This is a genomic window from Providencia sp. UF-183, from assembly GCF_058246155.1.
In genome coordinates, this window is the sequence record NZ_JBSICD010000001.1 from 249,244 (window position 1) to 266,703 (window position 17,460).

The window sequence follows — 17,460 nt, forward strand, 5'->3', positions numbered from 1 at the left end:
ACTTAAAATCGGGTTTCAACCCCGACAGAAATTTCATGCTGGTGATAGGAGTAGATCCCATCAGCCGAACTGCGGTTATCACGAAAGCGGTAACTGGTATAAGGGGTAAATGTAAAAAGCGAATAGTTAGGGAAGTTGAGCCGTGCAAAATACATGGCTTCGCGGTCGTGGCGTTTCACATTCAACATGGCGTTAAAATCTTGGAACTGGCTTTCCCGATAGGTGGCTAAACCTAATAAATGGATATCAGGGGTTAATATGCTGAAAAAGCCTGCGCGAACGCCTAACTGATCATAATCATCGCTACGAACTTCTGTTCTAACGCGAGTTGCATCAGCGCCTAAAAACAAGGAGGTTTCTGCGGTTACGCCATAAATTCCCGTGAGATGTAAACTTGAACGGCTGCCATCTGCGCTGTCATAGGGCTTTTGGTAATGAAGTTGTTGGTAATCAGCCGATGCGGTGAGAATAACTTGGGGGGTAAATTGGTAGTCGCCGTCGATTCGCCCTCCTGTGCCAAGGTATCGGCGTTTCCCGTCCACGGTTTTAAGCTCAAGTTGTGGGCCTACAGAAAAGGTACTATTGGCATTATTAAACCGATATAAGGTAGCGAATGAAGTTGTATTTTCACTAAATTCCCCCTCATGAGGATAGCGGTCTCCATAAGCGGTACCTTTGATTTGTAGGGAATGGTGGCCTGCGATAGGGACAATTTTACTCAAGCTAGCATCAAGGGATAAGCCTGAAGCAGAAATAGGGTCGGCCATTTTCCATGTGCCTCCGGGCGTTTCCCACACTTTATTTTTATCAGGTACTTGGTTGATATTACTATTGTATTTATAACCAAGGGATAAACTTCCTGTCCATGAAGTTCGGTTTTCAATGGCAGCAATAAACTGTTGAATTGTTTGCTGGACACTTGCAGGTAACGCTAAATTTTCGTCATTAATTAGGTTAGTAAATAGAGCCAAAGACTCACTGTTTTGGTTATCTTCATAATAGGTGCGAGCCAGTTCCAATTTAATACGTAAAAAATGTGGGGAACGTTCTAGTATTTGCTGGTAATAATCAATTGCTTGGGCATACTTTTTTTGTGATTTTGCGACTTCAGCTTTAGCAAACAGCACCAACAATGGATCCGCATCAGATAAAGTTTGATAACGTGGTAATAAACGTTGCACGTCCTGAAATTGGCGATGATTTATCGCAAGGTAAATGGCTTGTCCAAGATCTTGGGCATTATTTTTGAGGGAGTAAGTTTGCCCATTAAGGTTGATGGACATGCCATCAAGTAACATAGGCTGGCTATCATCGGGGGCCGCTGCGCTTTTATCACGGTAACTCTGCCTATCTTTTTGCCATAATAATTGTTCGCGATCGGTATCGAGGTTGGCAGAGAATGCAGATAAAGAGGCCGTTACGAGGGTGAACGGTAATAAAAAAGAATATCGCATAGGTCAGTTTCGATGTTGAAAGTTTGCTATCAACGGCAAAATCCATTTCGCCGTTGATAGCAGAGTGTGAATTAGGGATTATTGCGCGATATTTCCACGGCTTCCGCCAAACGCCATATCTTTACTGTGATCGCTAAACTCGGTCACACCCGCAATATGTTTGGCCTGATCGCCAAAGAAGTGACCACGAGTTTTACCTACCGCTTCATTCAGGGTGGCTTCACCAGCAAAGGTGGCATTATTTTTAATTGTGGCATCAATGTTGGTTGCACCAATATTCCCAGCTAATGATTTGGTGCCAAAGTTTGCCGTAAGGGTACCCGCCGCCATTGCACCACCGTTATATTGGCTAATTCCTTTAACCGAATACTCTGCAGTACCTGCTGTTGGCATGTTTGTGGTGACATCTTTACCGGAGTAATAGGTGGTATGTGTTGTGTCAGTTGCTGCGCCCGTTGATGACCACTCGCCAAAATAGACTTCAGCATCAGCGACTTGGGCAAAGTTAAACACGCCCATTTTGTCATGTGAGGTTGATGTGTTAGGCATGGAGATAACATAAGCCTCATTGCCAGGTTGTTTTGGCGCCATTCTGGTCAAGCCTGAGAATGAAATGATTTTTCCACTGTATACCGATTGGACACCGATTCCTGGGTCGCCTACTGCGCCACCATGACCACCTGCGGTGCCTTCAGTTGGCCCAACTTTAATGGAAGGCGAATTGGGCTTGAACGGCTGGCTTTGATCAGAACCTAGCGCAGCAAAAGCACCAAAAGACATTCCGCAGGTAACGAAGGCTAGAGCGATAACATTTAACTTTTTCATCTAAATACTCCATTTTTATTAAAGGAAATAATGATGTTACGGTTTTTGAAATCATCATGATGGCTATACATTTCGCGAATCATTAAATCAAATAAAAATATAAAAGCAAATGATAATTATTCGTATTAACAATAATATAACTAGGGGTATCAATGAGATAGTATTTTGATTTGAAGCGTTAGTTGTTGATATTAAGTTGGTTTTTTTATTGTCTTTTGTTAATGGTTATTATGGTTAAGCTAAAGTTTTTTTAATGAAAAGGTTAAATTGATCACATTTTAATAATTTTAAAATGAATCATTTGTTTGAGTTAATCATTAGAGTTGCTGATATTTATTTGTTTTTAACAAGTGTGGTTATTGCGCCAGCTGTACTCCTGTTTACATAAAAATTACCGAACTTCAACGGGATTGGAGATATTCCCACAATGAATGGTTTTTATATTTCAATTAGTCTGGTAGCGTGAGGCATAATTTCAGTGAATAACTAAGGTGAATTTATGGCTCAGTGGCTACTTTTTGGTGCAGGTGGGAAAGGGGTTGGGAATATGATAGCTCAGCTTGCGATTGCAAATCAGCAGCAACTGGTGGCAGTGGTACGCAATACCGAAGCCGTTGAAAAGTTGTCATTGCAGGGTGTGCGTGTATTTGTGGGGGATGCTTGCGATGAGGCGGTTGTGACTGCGGCGTGCGAAGCGGCAGGTGCTGGTGCTACAGTGATTTCCACCATGGGGGGCTCGCAAGACTATTTGGCAAACCGTACCGTTATTGATTGTGCAGAGCAAGCGGGGATCTCCCGGATGGTATTAGTAACCTCTTTGGGGTGTGGAGATTCATGGCAGCATCTCTCTTTACGGTCAAAAGCCGCTTTCGGCCAAGCCGTAAGAGAAAAATCGCTGGCGGAATCATGGTTACAAACCAGCTCCCTTGATTTTGCCATTGTACGACCTGGCGGGTTACTCCATGGAGAGGCGACAGGAAAGTCCATTTTGCAGCAAAATATTGAAGCGCATGGGTTAGTGATGCGTGCTGATGTTGCTGCGCAGGTTTATCAACTTGCGAGACAACCCGAATTAAAAAAGCAAATTTTTAGCCTTATTCAGCCAGACCTAACTATCAGTAAATAAGGCTAGGTTATGGTTATTGGCCTGATATTCAGGCCATTACCACTGATCGCCACCGCGAAAGTCGCAGTACAGGGATTCAGTAAATTCAACCGAATTATCTTTAGACCAGCCCATCACGCCACCTTCTTCACCTTCAGAGCGAACATAAGCGCCTTGGCGTAACTCAAACAAGGCGCCTTTCCACACTTTCCAACCGAGGGCTTGATACAGGTGGAACCCTTCGTCAGAGGCTGACAGCAAGCCAAGTTGATAGCAATTGCCGATGATGGTATTGGTCATAGACATCAATTCACGGCCAATACCTTGACGGCGATAACTTTCCAGTACCGCCATCGCTTCGACATACCCCACTGAAATCGGCTTATCATTAATGGCCATATGGCGCTGAATAATCGCTACGTGACCCACGATACGATGTTGGTCATAGGCAAACACGTGCATTCCCCCCAAGGTGTGCTCAAAATCATCTCGTGTGAAATCCCCTTCAAACCCGACAAATAACATATCGAATAAAGCGTCTTTTTCGTCATCAGTGAGCTGTGAAGTGTGGTATTGCCTGTATTGAATAGTCATAAAATACCTTTGGGGAAGCGGAAAACAGAATAGGTAGTATAGGAGGGGGGGGCCGTTTTGAATAAAGTTTTGAATGCGATTAAGCGGGTATTTGCGGGATATGTAGTTAGTAGTAACCAAAAGGCCGTTTATTTAGAAAGGCAAATAAAATGGCCTTTTGGTTGAGTTTAGCTGTCTTGCTCATCCAACTGAACTAATGTAAGCAACAGTTGGCTTAATGCACCATAAAAACCGAATTCATCATAACGTTGGCAATTGTGGCTAAATGTGGGGAGCCACGACAATAAAATCGATAAGGTTTGCTGGCGTAACTGCCTGACTTTTTCATGATCAACACTGGGGTCATTTAATGAAAAATGCAGGTGACTGAGTAATTCCAAAAAGATGGAAAGATGGTCTGATGGTTCATTAAATACATCACTGGTTTCCATTCCTGCTTCTAATAACAAACACGCAATTTGTGCGTTATTTTGCCCATTACTTGGGTAAACCGAGGCATAAGGCAAGGCGGATTGTTTGTCCGACATTAAAAATAGGCTGCAAAAATCCGCAGCCAATTCTAATTGGGCATCTGGTCGATGTGCAAGGGCATCAATTTTTGCTTTTAACTCATGGGTTGTTGCATTCAATGACGGTTCTTGCTCAAGAATGGCAAACCAGCCCACCATATCGGTGGACTGAAGTTGTTCCAATTGACTGTTAGCCAATTCACGTGAGAATAGCTGTGCTAGCCATGCATAAATACAGGCTATCTGTTCTGCGGTTAACTTGCTGTTCTTGGTCATTTGTTCACCTGTGATGCAGGCACATATTCACATTGTGCCACCATTTCAATTGGTCCATCAAATGCACTGACGCTATCGATTTGCCCAGTGAATTTTTCAATTTCCACTAAGGTCGTATGCGCGCTGGTGGCTTGGGCTAATTGTGATGTACCAATATCTAACGTTAATACGTTAGGGTTGCCATATTTACACAGCGCATTGATTTCACCGCCTTTAGTGGGGTCATACCAAGCACCTTCGTGAATACGGGCAACACCTTGGGTATACAAGTCAGAAACCACGGCACCCGCTAAGACTTGCCCTCGGTCATTAAAGACTCGAACAACATCACCGTTATGAATTCCACGAGCTTTGGCATCTTGAGGGCTGATGAATACGGGTTCTTTACCACTCACGGAATAATATTGGCGTAACGCTGGCGATTCACATAATTGCGAGTGCAAGCGAAAATCAGGGTGGGCAGATTGCAAATGCAGAGGCCATTGCTTTGAACCTGGACCACCGTGGGAGCGTTCAACTTTTTCAAACCACATCGGGTGACCTTGGCAGTCATCGTACTGCATATCTGCGATGGTTTTTGAGTAAATCTCAATCAAGCCGCTTGGCGTACCCAGCGGTTCTAAATCAGGATCTTCCCTAAAGGCTTGGTGGCGAACAAACATTTGCGGATGTTCAAATTCCACATAACCGTCTTTTTCCCAAAATGCATCAAAAGCAGGTAAATGGATCCCGCGGCCTTTTCCTTGCTGGCTGCCTTCTTGCCAAATCCGTTTGAGCCAGCCCATTTGGTCTAAGCCTTCGGTGAATGCGTCTTCACGTCCAAAACGACGGCATAAGTCACGGAAAATATCAAAATCGTTGCGCGATTCAAACTGCGGCTCAACTAACTGTTTCATCGCAATAATGCCGCGATTAGAGTGGTTACCGTATTGGTCGAGGTCATTACGCTCAAATTGCGTTGTGGCAGGCAAGACAATATCGGCAAAACGGCAGGTAGATGTCCATTGATTATCAATCGAAACCACCGTTTCAAGCTTACGCCACCCCTCAATAATACGGTTAATTTGCTGGTGGCGATGGAACGGGTTAGTCCCTGCAAACACGCACATTTTTAATGGCGGTAGTTTGACGGATTTACCGTTCCAATTAATGGTTTTACCCGGCTCTAAAATCGCATCGATAAAACGCGCGATTGGAATGGTACTGCTATAGCCCTTGTAATCATTGCTGTCGTGAATTGGAGGGACTTTGGTTGAACCAGAAAAACCACTTAAAATAATTCCTTGGCGGCTAGGTGTGCCTGCGCCGTTATAGTGCCAACCGAAGCCAAACCCGCCTCCCGGCAAACCAATTTGCCCTAGCATTGCCGCTAAGACGACAATCATCCACGACCATTGCTCGCCATGTTGCATGCGCTGTACGCACCAGCCCGCAATAATTTGCGTGCGGTTGGCCGCCATTTGGCGTGCAAGCGTGCGGATGGTTTCGGCATCAATCCCACAAATTTTGGCTGCCCATTGTGCATCTTTGGGTTGCCCATCTTTTTCCCCGAGTAAATAAGGCACAAACAGGTCAAAACCAACACAGTAATCTTTGAGGAAGTTTTTATCGTGTAATCCTTCCGTATACAGCGTGTGGGCTAAAGCAAGTTGCAATGGCACGTCAGCTTGCGGGTTAATAGCAATATGCTGAACATTATCACGCCCAAGGTAATCATGGGTGGAGGTGATGATGGGGTCAATACTGATCACGTTTATTTCGCCGCTCGCCGCTTTTTCTTTGAGCTGCTCGTAATAGGCGTACACATCGTGGTCTGGGCACCACCAGTTAGCTTGCTGGTTTTTAATTAGGTCAGAGCCCCACAACACGATGGTTTTACTGTTCTCCAATACCAGTGGCCATGAGGTCTGCTGTTCGTAGACCTCCATCGAACCCACGACGCGAGGTAAAATAACCTGCGCAGCCCCTGTGGAGTAGTCCCCCCCCGTGCTGACGCTGTTACCGTGCAGGGCGATGGCACGGGCAAGCATCCCCGACGCATTATGGAACATGCCTGTTGATTGCCAGCCGCTTGCGGTTAATAATCCACTTGGGCCATAAGTTGTCTGAATACGTTCAAGCTCTTGATAGAATAAATCTAAGGCTTCATCCCACGAAACACGTACAAAACGGTTATCGCCCCGTTGGGTGGTATCGCTTAAATGGCGTTTACGCAGCCAATCAACCCGTACCATGGGGTAGCGAATGCGTGCAGTGCCATGTACGTGGTCAGGTAAACCTGCGATCATTTTGGATGGAAATTTATCACGTTCAAAGGCTTTCGCCTCGATAAACCGACCATCGACAACGGTGGCTCGAATAGCACCCCAGTGCGACCCCGTTAAAATGCCTTCTTGTACCACGGCGGTTTGCTCTGTCGCCGTTGCTGCACTGGCTTTTCGTGGGGTTAGTAATGAGGGGCCTAGCATCCCCGCCACTGTTAGCCCGCCGAGTTGGGCAAGAAAACGTCGACGAGAAGCTTGAAATGTCGGATTATTTTTCATTATTTTTCTCCGTTGTCACCGTGTGCAGCACCACCGGTATCAGATGCATTCATTTGCAGGTATTTCAATAAGGTACGTTCTTCGCGTTTATCTAAACTGGTAAAGCCAATCATGCCATTTAAGGTGCCTATCCAGCCATTAGCGTCGAAGTGGGCGATATCAGGTGCCCCGTGGCACTGATTGCATGAACCGTTATATAAAGAGTCCGCATAAGCCCAAATGGGTTTGATATCATTGACCATATCCCCTTGTTGCATCCACGCAGTGGCTTGCAATTTGCTCCATGAGGTATCTGTTGCCTCGACGGTCGTACTTTCGAGGTTTTTTACATTTTCTTGAACATCACCACGGATAGAGGCAACGAAAATACGCTTACCCGGTAATTCAGAAAGTACACGGCGGCGGCCATCAGTTTCTGTCCAACCTGTGATTTCCACTTGTAGCCAATCCCCATCGCGCTTTAACACTTTCACTTCAGATGCTGGCAGCAATGAACCTGCTGGGTCTTTATCACCTTTTTGCGAGTAAAGCGGTTTGATATCAAGGGAATATAACGTATCGCCATCGTCATTTGCTTTGGCACGTAATTCGTCAAATTGCTTACGGAAACCACTACTCATATCCGGTAATTGGTGGGCAATGCCTTTGTGGCAATCGATACAAGATTGGTTGTCTTTCGCTGCAATTTGCATTTGGCGCGCGGCTTCTGGGTTTTGTTTTGCGTGATCCATCGAATCGTAATCATGGCAGGAGCGGCATGTCGCGGAGTTATTTTCTTTCATGCGAGCCCACTCGCGTTCTGCAAGTTCAGCGCGTTTCGCTTCAAATTTTTCTGGGGTGTCGATCGAGTGAGCGATAAATGTTTGATAAATATCATTGCTCGCTTCGAGTTTACGTTTAATCATGCCGGGGAGATCGTTAGGTATGTGGCAGTCGTGGCACTCAGCGCGAACACCGGAAGCGTTTTGGAAATGAACAGATTGTTTATATTCTTCGTAAACGGTTTCCATGCTGTGACAGCTAACACAGAATTCCGTTGTGCTGGTGACTTTCATCCCCACATGAGGAACAACGATGAGTGCAACGCCGACAACAATACCGGCGATAAGTAGTGTGAGCATTGACCAACGCGCACTTGGCCTTAATAACGCTCTCCAGAGTTTCCGCATAATATCCCCTAAAATAATATGGTTTAATACAGAGGATCTTATTCAGTAAATATGAATAGCGGTACTGGTCAGGATGAACAACTTACGGCAAGATATGAACAAATATGAACAGATATGAACAGAAGAGACGAAATCGATGACATCGCATCACATTGTGGTTGTTGAAGACGAGCCCGTTACTCAAGCAAGACTACAAGCCTATTTTGAGCAAGAAGGGTATCGTGTCTCAGTCACGGGTAGTGGTGCGGGGTTACGTGAAATTATGGAGCTTCAGCCTGTTGACTTGATTTTATTGGATATTAACTTACCCGATGAAAACGGTTTAATGCTCACAAGGGCGCTGCGAGAGCGTTTTACTGTCGGGATTATTTTAGTCACAGGGCGGAGCGACCAAATTGACCGCATTGTTGGCTTAGAAATGGGCGCGGATGATTATGTGACGAAACCGCTGGAATTGCGTGAGCTCGTCGTGCGTGTGAAAAACCTGTTATGGCGCATCGACTTAGCAAACCAAGCACACCCGCAACCTATTTCCCAAGATAATTGCTACCAATTTGCTGGTTATTGCCTCAATGTTTCCATGCACACATTAGAATTTAACCAAGAAACCATTAAATTAACGCGTGCTGAATATGAAATGCTAGTCGCCTTTGTGACGAACCCAAGGGAAATTCTAAGTCGTGAGCGGTTATTACGCATGTTATCAGCCCGCCGTGTGGATAACCCCGATTTGCGTACCGTCGATGTGCTAATCCGCCGTTTGCGCCACAAATTAAAGGCGGATTTACTGGTCACTCAGCACGGGGAAGGTTACTTTTTAGCGGCGGATGTATATTGATAAACAGGGCGAAATCCCCCCGGAGAAAGTGAACAACGTAAGTGCTCACTATCCGCATTTTGCTGGGTTAAAACTAAAATCGGTGGGCTGATGTTATCCGGTACGCCATGACCTTCGAGTACATTAATCGCTTGCTCAATAACAAGTTCCCCTTGCCAAACCATTTGGTCACTGGCTGCCATGATAATTCGGCCACGTTTTAAGCCACGGTAGACTTGGTGAGATAAATAAAAAGACACAATATTGAGTGGTTTTGCAAGGTTACGTTTTTCTCCCATTGCTGCCTCCGCTGCAATGGCCGTGCCGACCACGACATCGATATCTGGGTGGCGCTCTAACATTTCATGCAATAAATTACGTTGGATTTCAAGGTCGTTATCACCATGAGCAATATCAACAATAGTCACATTACTCCCAGCTATGGCTTGTTGAAAACCATCTTCCATTTCTTGGCTGCCGCCTGCATCACGAGGGCCGGGCATTAACAAAACTTTCAATGGGTTGCCTTTGCTCCATTGAACAAGGTAACGACCAGGTTGATAACCCATTTGGAACCATGGCACACCAACGCGAGTTTTGACCATGTTATCGTGCGTGGCATTAACCACTTCAATCACAGGTAAATCACCTACTTGTTGGCGTAAGTTAGGAAATGATGTCGTGCTGCTCCCGAGCAACAATGCATCGGCCCCCCATTGTTGGCATTGGGTGATTTGTTTTTGCTGAGTGGCGAGTTGATTATAGCCGCCAGCTTCTAAAACTTTTAAATCGACGCCATAAGTTTGAGCCGCTTTTTGCATACCGTAATTGATGGATAACCAATAGGAATCTTTTAAACTTGGATAAAGGGCACATAACTTCCAGACCTTAGTAGCATGGGAAGTTTGGTGCTTTTGATGACCAAAAGATAAGTTATCTTGCCAACGTAATAGCGCTTTATCTTTATCCGCAGCATAACCCAGCACTGCGTAAAACGTGACGAACAGTAAAATAAATGCGCGCATGATAGCCTCACTGGTCATAAACCTTTATCCTAAATGCTTTCGTAAGACGAACTCAACCTTTATTAACCGCTAGGTACGTAAACCGTGAACTTATCACTGACTCGACGATTATGGATGGGCTTTGCCTTAATGGCCGCATTGACGTTCATAAGTACCCTTGTGGGTTGGTATAATCTCCGCTTTGTGAGTCAGGTTGAGCAAGATAATACTCAAGCCTTGATCCCAACCATGAATATGGCGCGTCAATTAAGTGAAGCCAGCGCATGGGAGCTTTTTTCTGCGCAAAACCTGACCAATGCCGATAATGAAAACAGCTGGCTTGCGCAAGGGCGAATGTTAACCGCACAAAGCTTAAAAATTACTAACCTATTGAAAACTCTTCGCCAACAAGGCTTTGACACCTCCGCTATCGAGCAACAAGAAAAAGAAATCGCTCAATCGTTAAGCCAACAAGGGGAGTTAGTTGGTCAACGGCTTACTCTACGAAATACACAACGACAACTGCGGCAGCGTATCATTTCAGCGGCAGGGGAAATTGCACAGCTAGCCCATGGGCAGGCAAACAATGCCGCGACCTCTGCGGGGGCAACGCAAGTCAGTTTATATGATTTGATTGAAGGGAAACGTACTTCACAAGCCCAGGCCGCACTTGACCGTTTGATTGATATCGACCTTGAATATGTTAGCCAAATGAATGAGTTACGCCTTAGTGCAATGCGTGTTCAGCAGATGGTATTAAATTTAAGTACCTTGCCATTAAATCCCAATGCAGCGGAATTAGATAACCAACTCAATCAGGCAGTGAAAATCCTCCAACGTCGGCAAAAATATATTGAAGATCCCGCTGTGCGTAACCAAGTGGCGAGTGCGTTGGAGGTTGTTAGCCGTTATGTGGAGCTGATTGCGCTGTATCGCCAAGAAAACGATATCACCACGCGTTTACAGATTTTATCGCAAAATAATATTGACCAATTCGCCCGTTTTAGCAGTGAAGTTACCCAACTGGTTGATACCATTGAACAACGTAACAAAACTGCGCTTGCGCAACTCAAGCAAGCCAGTGAGCGGGGGCAAAACTGGTTATTGTTACTCAGTATTGCGTCACTTTTTTCATTTGTTTTGATTTTATGGCGTGTGGTTTATCGACTAGTGACTAAACCGTTAGAACAACAAACTCAAGCACTTCAACGGCTACTGGAGGGGGATATTGATTCCGCATTTCCTGAAACCGCAGGGGTGAAGGAATTGGACACCATCGGGCGTTTAATGGATGCATTTCGCTCAAGTGTTCATGCGCTGAATAGTCAGCGTGAACAACTCGCCGACCAAGTCAAAGCACGGACGGCGGAATTACGGGTATTGGTGGTAGAACACCGAAAAGCACGCGCGGAAGCGGAGAAAGCCAACCAAGCCAAATCTGCCTTTTTGGCTGCGATGAGCCATGAAATTCGTACGCCATTATATGGCATTTTAGGGACAGCTCAGTTGTTATTAGAAAAGCCACCACTCAAGCAATATCGTGAAGATTTACATGCAATAACAGATTCAGGTGAGTCTTTACTGGCTATTTTAAATGATATTTTAGATTACTCAGCTATCGAAGCGGGTGGGCAGAATGTTTCTATTAGCGATGAACCTTTTGAACCTAAACCGTTATTAGAAAGCACATTATATTTAATGAATGCGAGTAATAAAAACCGCACTATCAAGATGATAGCAGATATTGCAGATGACTTACCTGCGACACTACAGGGTGACCCGTTACGCATTCGGCAGATTATTACTAACTTATTGAGCAATGCGCTGCGCTTTACACAGAGAGGGCAAATTACTCTGCGCAGTTGCCGTTTTGGTAAATATTGGTTTATTGAAGTTGAAGACACAGGGTGTGGCATAGAAAGCTCGCGTTTGGCGGATATTTTTAAACCGTTTGTGCAAGTCGATAGCCAGCGCGGTGGAACCGGCCTTGGGCTAACCATTAGTGCCAGTTTGGCTGAGGCGATGGGCGGGGAGCTTACGGTCAATAGCGAGTTGGGTATGGGAAGCTGTTTTCGCTTAACCTTGCCCCTTTGTCTTGCGTCTAAACCGATTGATAAGCCCTCTGGCTTACCAGTTAACATGAACGGCGTGAATTTATTGCTGATAGAAGATAACCCGCTGACACAAAAGATTAGCAGTGAAATGCTCATTTCGAGCGGGGCGAAGGTGACGATTGCGGGCTCTGCCGCAGAAGCGTTAGCGATACTCTCACAACAACCTTCCTTTACCGCTGCGCTGGTGGATTTTGGCTTGCCTGATATTGATGGTATTACACTGGCAAAACAGTTATCAGAGCAATATCCGCTGTTGATCCTAATAGGTTTTAGTGCCCATGTGATTGATGAAACGCTGCGACAGCGTACCAATAAAATTTTCCGCGGGATCATTCAAAAACCCGTTCCACGGGATACGCTAAATCAATTAATTACTAAATATATTTCAGGTGGTGAATACCTTGCTCCTACCACTTCAGAGAGTCCACAACAGGTCAATTTATCTCAACTGGAAAATGATGCACAATTGATGGGGTATCCTAAAATTCAAGAGTGGATAACTATCTTTAAGCAGCATTCTTTCCCATTATTGGCCGATATTGAGGGTGCTTATCAACAACAAGATGCCGAGCGTATTAAACGGTTGGCACACCAGTTAAAAAGCAGCTGTGCCAGCTTAGGGATGCAAACAGCAGCGACGATATGTGCTATTTTAGAGAAGGACCCTTTACAACCCACAGAGTTACGAAAAGAAATCGAAAATGGGGTGCAGGTGATTGAGCGATGGTTAGATAATCAATCGGCTTGATCTCATCGTCACTTCACTGCACCAAGATTTACCTTGCAACTCGTAGGCCACCTTCGACACCTTGCGGGCTCCATAAAATTTGCCATAACTGGATGTCTCGGGCTCGAAAAGCACCTGCACAGGCATTTAAGTAATAAGAAAACATTCGTTTAAAACGCGGTGTATAGTTTGCTTCTAGTTCAGGCCAAGCGGCTTGGAAACGTGAATGCCACGCCATCAGCGTTTTATCGTAGTCAGCGCCAAAGTTATGCCAATCTTCCATCACTAATTTATTTTCACTGCTTTCACCAATATTTTGCAGTGAAGGTAGGCAACCATTTGGAAATATATATTTATTGATCCATGCATCGACATTGACCTTATTTCGGTTGGAACCTATGGTGTGCAATAAAAATAGCCCATTTGGTTTTAAATTGCGTTTTACTACATCAAAATAGGTTGCATAGTTTTTTGGGCCGACATGCTCAAACATGCCAACGGAAACAATGCGATCGAATTGGTCATTAAGATTACGGTAATCGTCTAATCGAATTTGTACGTTCAGTTCAGCACATCGTGCTTGTGCGTACTTTTGCTGCTCAGCGGAAATCGTTACACCCGTTACTGACACTGAATAATGTTTTGCAGCAAAAGCCGCAAGGCCTCCCCAACCGCAACCGATATCAAGTAAGCGCATTCCCGGTTTTAATTGCAGTTTTTCGCAAATCAGTTTTAATTTTTGTTCTTGCGCCAAAGGTAAGTTTTCGGGAGTATTTTCTAACTCTTTCCAATAACCGCAGGAATATTGCATATAAGGGTCAAGCATCCGTGAAAATAAATCGTTGCCAAGGTCGTAATGTTCTTCACCAACCATGCGCGCACGTTTTGGTGTTTGTAAATTACGAATGCGTGCAATGGCAATTTTCAGTGTATCGCTGAAATTATGTGGCAGTTTTTTATCGAGCCCATGACGGAGTGCGTGGTGGAAAAAGATATCTAAACGCTCGCAATCCCACCAACCGTCCATATAGCTTTCGCCAAGCCCAATGGAGCCCTGTTGCAAGACTCGTTTATAAAATTGGTCATTATGGACGTGAATATCAAAAGGTTGGGAGCCATTAATTTCAATGCCAGCCTCGCTTAATAGCTCGCTAACAATGCGCTTCCAAGAGTCGACAGAGGTTTTTTGATTAACAGCATGTTCAGTACTCATCTGATCTCCAATTTTTAGCAAAGTGGGATTCAGAGAACTTTATTTGTGACGTATTCGCGGTACAGCAAAACAGGAATATTGACCACCACTGCATGGCAGACAGTGTATTAGCGTTATTGTTGCTATAAATAAAGCTCAAATCCAGTTTCAGATAACTCTCTAAAAAATATAAAACCTTCAGCGTGAATTTCAATCAAAATCATAATTAAACAACATAAAAGGCACTTATCACCAAAAATTAAGGTGAAATAAGGGAATATTGCCTTTATATCATTAGATTTTAGTATGGCATAGGTGAGTGACAAAATGATGAAAGATATTTTTATAAGAAAGTTTAGGGAGTTACAGGTGGGTTAATGGCTGCTTTGTTTGCAGATAATCTTAGTGGATAAAAAAGCGCCCAATTATTTATTGAGCGCTTTTAATCAGTTTAATTATTGATAATTAAACTAGCGGGGAATATCCGTAACGAACAGTTTCAGTTTCTTCGAGGTGAATCTGGGTTACCGCAGGCTGGGTATTGGCAATCACTCGGCCATCACGAATAGAGTAACGCACTGGAACTTGACGGCGAACTGCATCGAAACCATTTTCAGCGGGCAAAATTAACAGACTTGCGCGTTTGCCTTCGCTGACACCATAGTCTTGCAAGTTCAAGGTGCGTGCGCTGTATTCGCTAATCAGTTTCAGCCCATCGTTGATTTGCTGATAACCCATTAATTGGCAAACATGTAACCCCATATGCAGGACTTGCAGCATATTGGCTGTGCCAAGTGGGTACCAAGGGTCGAAAACGTCATCGTGCCCAAAGCACACATTAATATCCGCGGCCAGCATCTCTTTCACACGCGTGATCCCACGGCGCTTTGGATAGGTGTCGAAGCGGCCTTGTAAGTGAATGTTCACTAACGGGTTGGCGACAAAGTTAATTTTCGACATTTTCAGTAAGCGGAACAAACGGGACGTATACGCACCGTTATAAGAGTGCATCGCCGTAGTATGGCTAGCTGTCACACGGGAGCCCATGCCTTTCGCGTGTGCTAACGCAGCGACGGTTTCCACAAAGCGCGATTGCTCGTCATCAATTTCATCGCAGTGAACATCAATTAAACGGTCATACTTTTCGGCTAGAGCAAAGGTTTTATGGAGGGATTCCACTCCGTATTCACGGGTAAATTCAAAGTGAGGAATTGCACCAACGACGTCAGCACCAAGGCGCAGTGCTTCTTCAAGGAGTTCTTCACCATTTGGGTAAGACATAATGCCTTCTTGTGGAAAGGCGACAATTTGCAAATCAACCCATGGCGCCACTTCTTGCTTAACTTCAAGCATCGCTTTCAATGCTGTTAACGTAGGATCAGACACATCAACATGGGTACGAACGTGTTGAATTCCGTTAGCAATTTGCCATTTCAAGGTCTGCCATGCGCGGTTTTTCACATCATCGTGCGTGAGCATGGCTTTGCGCTCAGCCCAACGTTCAATCCCTTCGAATAAGGTACCAGACTGATTCCAGCTAGGTTGTCCCGCAGTTTGGGTGGTATCTAAATGAATGTGTGGCTCAACAAAAGGCGCTGAAACTAACCCACCTTCCCCGTTTAAGCTTTCTGGCAAAATTTCGCCATCCACTTGCGGGGTAATTGCAGTGATTTTTTGGTTGTCGATATCGATGCGCCATAAGCCATCACGCTCAGGTAAGCGGACATTATGGATATGTTTAATAGTTTGATTATGCACGAGTTAGCTCCGAATCCGTGGCACGGCGGCGATTGAATAAAGGGTTAAGGACAGCGTAACACAAAGCGCCACCAAGAACGGCATTAACTGGGACAATTCCGGGTAACCAATTTCCCGCAATCACGCCCGCTGCAACAGCGATTAACGCACTGACATTCACATCACGCATTTTGCTGCGATCGAATGTTTCATAACGATGACGATACATCAAATAGTCAGCAATGATTATCCCACCTATCGGCGGAATGGCGGCAGATAAGAAGGTTAGCCAGCCGACAAAGTTGTTGTATAGCCATAATGCACACAGAGTACCGACTAACCCATTCACTATGGATAAAGTTTTGCTGGATAACCCGGTGATGTTGGCAAAACCTAAACCAGAAGCGTAAAGGGCATTGTCATTAGTTGTCCAAATATTTAGGCCTAAAACGATAATTGCAGGTAATAACAAACCTTGAGCAATCATGACATCTGAAATATCGGCCATTCCCAGTGAGGCAGCGCCTGCGGCACCAAAGATAAACATCAATGAGTTACCAAGGAAGAAAGCGACTAGCGCGACTAAAACGGCAACTTTCGGTTTACGACCAAAGCGAACAAAATCCGCGGTTAGGGTACCCGCGCTGACGAATGAGCCGACTACCATGGCAAGCGCCAAATTAAAATCAATCGGTTTTGCTGGGACAACAGCTTGCAGTGCGCTCATACCCCCCATATCGGTGATCGCGAGGTAGACTGAGTAACTCCCTAATATGGCAATAGCAGGAACGGCGACGATAGAAAGGACGGTTAACGCAGAAATACCAAAAAATACGGTGACAGTCATTAAAATACCTGAAATCCCAATCAACCAGTTAATGTCCCAGCCAGTGGCTTTACCAACGGGAATAGCAAACATCGCCACACCCACACCAAACCAGCCGACTTGTGTGCCGCCAAGTAAAAATGAAGGGAGCCATGAGCCTTTAATACCGAAGGAGTAACGTGCGAGGAGGTGAGTTGTTAAGCCAGTTTTCGAACCGATAAAACCAAGAAATGCGGTGTAGATACCAAGAAGAAGATTACCAATAAAAACTGCGAGGAAGAAATCATGAAAACTAAGACCGGTACCGAGAGCGCCTCCGGTCCACATACTGGCTGAAAAGAACGTTAAGCCTAGCATCACAAAGGTTAATGCTAGTCCGCCTTTTCGCGCGGATATGGGCACGGGGCCATGGCTATAATTTTTATCTTCAGGCACGATTGTCTCCAGTTATTTTTCTCAGGCCAAAAAAATCCGACGCATTTTATAGCCAGCAAAATAAAAAGCAAACGTTTTCGTATATTGTTAAATATTTTTAATTTATCGAATCAAAAAGTATTTTCCTGAACGA

General features: G+C 44.8%; 13 protein-coding genes. 3 read left to right on the forward strand and 10 right to left on the reverse strand.

Translation table 11 applies throughout. The features are described from left to right. Positions 1-2: 2 nt before the first annotated feature. Positions 3-1,454 carry a surface lipoprotein assembly modifier gene (locus AC4IFT_RS01020; protein ID WP_490735117.1) on the reverse strand — a complete coding sequence of 484 codons (1,452 nt, stop codon included), beginning with the start codon at positions 1,452-1,454 and terminating at the stop codon, positions 3-5. A 78-nt stretch (positions 1,455-1,532) separates the two neighbouring features. Next, complete coding sequence (locus AC4IFT_RS01025; protein WP_490735115.1) at positions 1,533-2,279, reverse strand: Slam-dependent surface lipoprotein; 747 nt, start codon at positions 2,277-2,279, stop codon at positions 1,533-1,535. A gap of 499 nt (positions 2,280-2,778) precedes the next feature. On the opposite strand from AC4IFT_RS01025, the gene AC4IFT_RS01030 reads away from it, so the two are divergent. Further along, positions 2,779-3,405, forward strand: a complete 627-nt coding sequence (locus AC4IFT_RS01030; RefSeq protein WP_490750400.1) for an NAD(P)H-binding protein — start codon at positions 2,779-2,781, stop codon at positions 3,403-3,405. A 36-nt stretch (positions 3,406-3,441) separates the two neighbouring features. Here the strand turns inward: AC4IFT_RS01030 and AC4IFT_RS01035 are convergent, their stop codons facing one another. The 4 genes from AC4IFT_RS01035 to torC all read right to left on the reverse strand — a co-directional run bounded on the left by AC4IFT_RS01035 (position 3,442) and on the right by torC (position 8,475). Then, positions 3,442-3,978: a GNAT family N-acetyltransferase gene (locus AC4IFT_RS01035; RefSeq protein WP_490750402.1), complete on the reverse strand. Its 537-nt coding sequence runs from the start codon at positions 3,976-3,978 to the stop codon at positions 3,442-3,444. A gap of 167 nt (positions 3,979-4,145) precedes the next feature. Further along, on the reverse strand, positions 4,146-4,763 hold the full coding sequence (gene torD, locus AC4IFT_RS01040) for a molecular chaperone TorD (protein ID WP_490750403.1): 618 nt from the start codon (positions 4,761-4,763) through the stop codon (positions 4,146-4,148). Then, positions 4,760-7,306, reverse strand: a complete 2,547-nt coding sequence (gene torA / locus AC4IFT_RS01045) for a trimethylamine-N-oxide reductase TorA (protein ID WP_490735107.1) — start codon at positions 7,304-7,306, stop codon at positions 4,760-4,762. Before torA ends, torD begins: the two co-directional genes overlap by 4 nt. Continuing rightward, on the reverse strand, positions 7,306-8,475 hold the full coding sequence (gene torC, locus AC4IFT_RS01050) for a pentaheme c-type cytochrome TorC (RefSeq protein ID WP_490750405.1): 1,170 nt from the start codon (positions 8,473-8,475) through the stop codon (positions 7,306-7,308). The genes torA and torC overlap by 1 nt, the downstream gene beginning before the upstream one ends. A 136-nt stretch (positions 8,476-8,611) precedes the next feature. Here torC and torR point away from each other — a divergent pair, with 136 nt between their 5' ends. Next, positions 8,612-9,313: a two-component system response regulator TorR gene (torR, locus tag AC4IFT_RS01055; protein WP_490735103.1), complete on the forward strand. Its 702-nt coding sequence runs from the start codon at positions 8,612-8,614 to the stop codon at positions 9,311-9,313. Here torR and torT read toward each other — a convergent pair. Further along, the gene (gene torT, locus AC4IFT_RS01060) at positions 9,286-10,317 is read right to left on the reverse strand and encodes a TMAO reductase system periplasmic protein TorT (RefSeq protein WP_490750450.1); all 1,032 of its coding nucleotides are present in this window, start codon (positions 10,315-10,317) and stop codon (positions 9,286-9,288) included. The two genes, torR and torT, sit on opposite strands and share 28 nt — an antisense overlap. An 84-nt stretch (positions 10,318-10,401) precedes the next feature. Between torT and torS the strand changes: the two genes are divergently transcribed. Continuing rightward, positions 10,402-13,158, forward strand: coding sequence for a TMAO reductase system sensor histidine kinase/response regulator TorS (gene torS, locus AC4IFT_RS01065; protein ID WP_490750407.1), 2,757 nt, complete (start codon positions 10,402-10,404; stop codon positions 13,156-13,158). A gap of 28 nt (positions 13,159-13,186) precedes the next feature. Here torS and cfa read toward each other — a convergent pair whose 3' ends face one another. The 3 genes from cfa to codB form a co-directional block, all read right to left on the reverse strand. Then, entirely contained in the window at positions 13,187-14,350 is a 1,164-nt protein-coding gene (gene cfa, locus AC4IFT_RS01070; RefSeq protein ID WP_490750409.1) for a cyclopropane fatty acyl phospholipid synthase, read from the reverse strand. Between the two features lie 444 nt (positions 14,351-14,794). After that, positions 14,795-16,087 (reverse strand): cytosine deaminase, encoded by a 1,293-nt coding sequence (locus AC4IFT_RS01075; RefSeq protein WP_490733807.1) that lies wholly within the window; start codon positions 16,085-16,087, stop codon positions 14,795-14,797. Next, positions 16,080-17,327, reverse strand: a complete 1,248-nt coding sequence (gene codB, locus AC4IFT_RS01080; RefSeq protein ID WP_490750411.1) for a cytosine permease — start codon at positions 17,325-17,327, stop codon at positions 16,080-16,082. The genes AC4IFT_RS01075 and codB overlap by 8 nt, the downstream gene beginning before the upstream one ends. Positions 17,328-17,460 lie beyond the last annotated feature (133 nt).

Bases quoted from the DNA above. Each gene is read 5' to 3' on its own strand.
- AC4IFT_RS01020 (WP_490735117.1), bottom strand. From the start codon at position 1,454: ATGCGATATTCTTTTTTATTACCGTTCACCCTCGTAACGGCCTCTTTA.
- AC4IFT_RS01025 (WP_490735115.1), bottom strand. From the start codon at position 2,279: ATGAAAAAGTTAAATGTTATCGCTCTAGCCTTCGTTACCTGCGGAATG.
- AC4IFT_RS01030 (WP_490750400.1), top strand. From the start codon at position 2,779: ATGGCTCAGTGGCTACTTTTTGGTGCAGGTGGGAAAGGGGTTGGGAAT.
- AC4IFT_RS01035 (WP_490750402.1), bottom strand. From the start codon at position 3,978: ATGACTATTCAATACAGGCAATACCACACTTCACAGCTCACTGATGAC.
- torD (WP_490750403.1), bottom strand. From the start codon at position 4,763: ATGACCAAGAACAGCAAGTTAACCGCAGAACAGATAGCCTGTATTTAT.
- torA (WP_490735107.1), bottom strand. From the start codon at position 7,306: ATGAAAAATAATCCGACATTTCAAGCTTCTCGTCGACGTTTTCTTGCC.
- torC (WP_490750405.1), bottom strand. From the start codon at position 8,475: ATGCGGAAACTCTGGAGAGCGTTATTAAGGCCAAGTGCGCGTTGGTCA.
- torR (WP_490735103.1), top strand. From the start codon at position 8,612: ATGACATCGCATCACATTGTGGTTGTTGAAGACGAGCCCGTTACTCAA.
- torT (WP_490750450.1), bottom strand. From the start codon at position 10,317: ATGCGCGCATTTATTTTACTGTTCGTCACGTTTTACGCAGTGCTGGGT.
- cfa (WP_490750409.1), bottom strand. From the start codon at position 14,350: ATGAGTACTGAACATGCTGTTAATCAAAAAACCTCTGTCGACTCTTGG.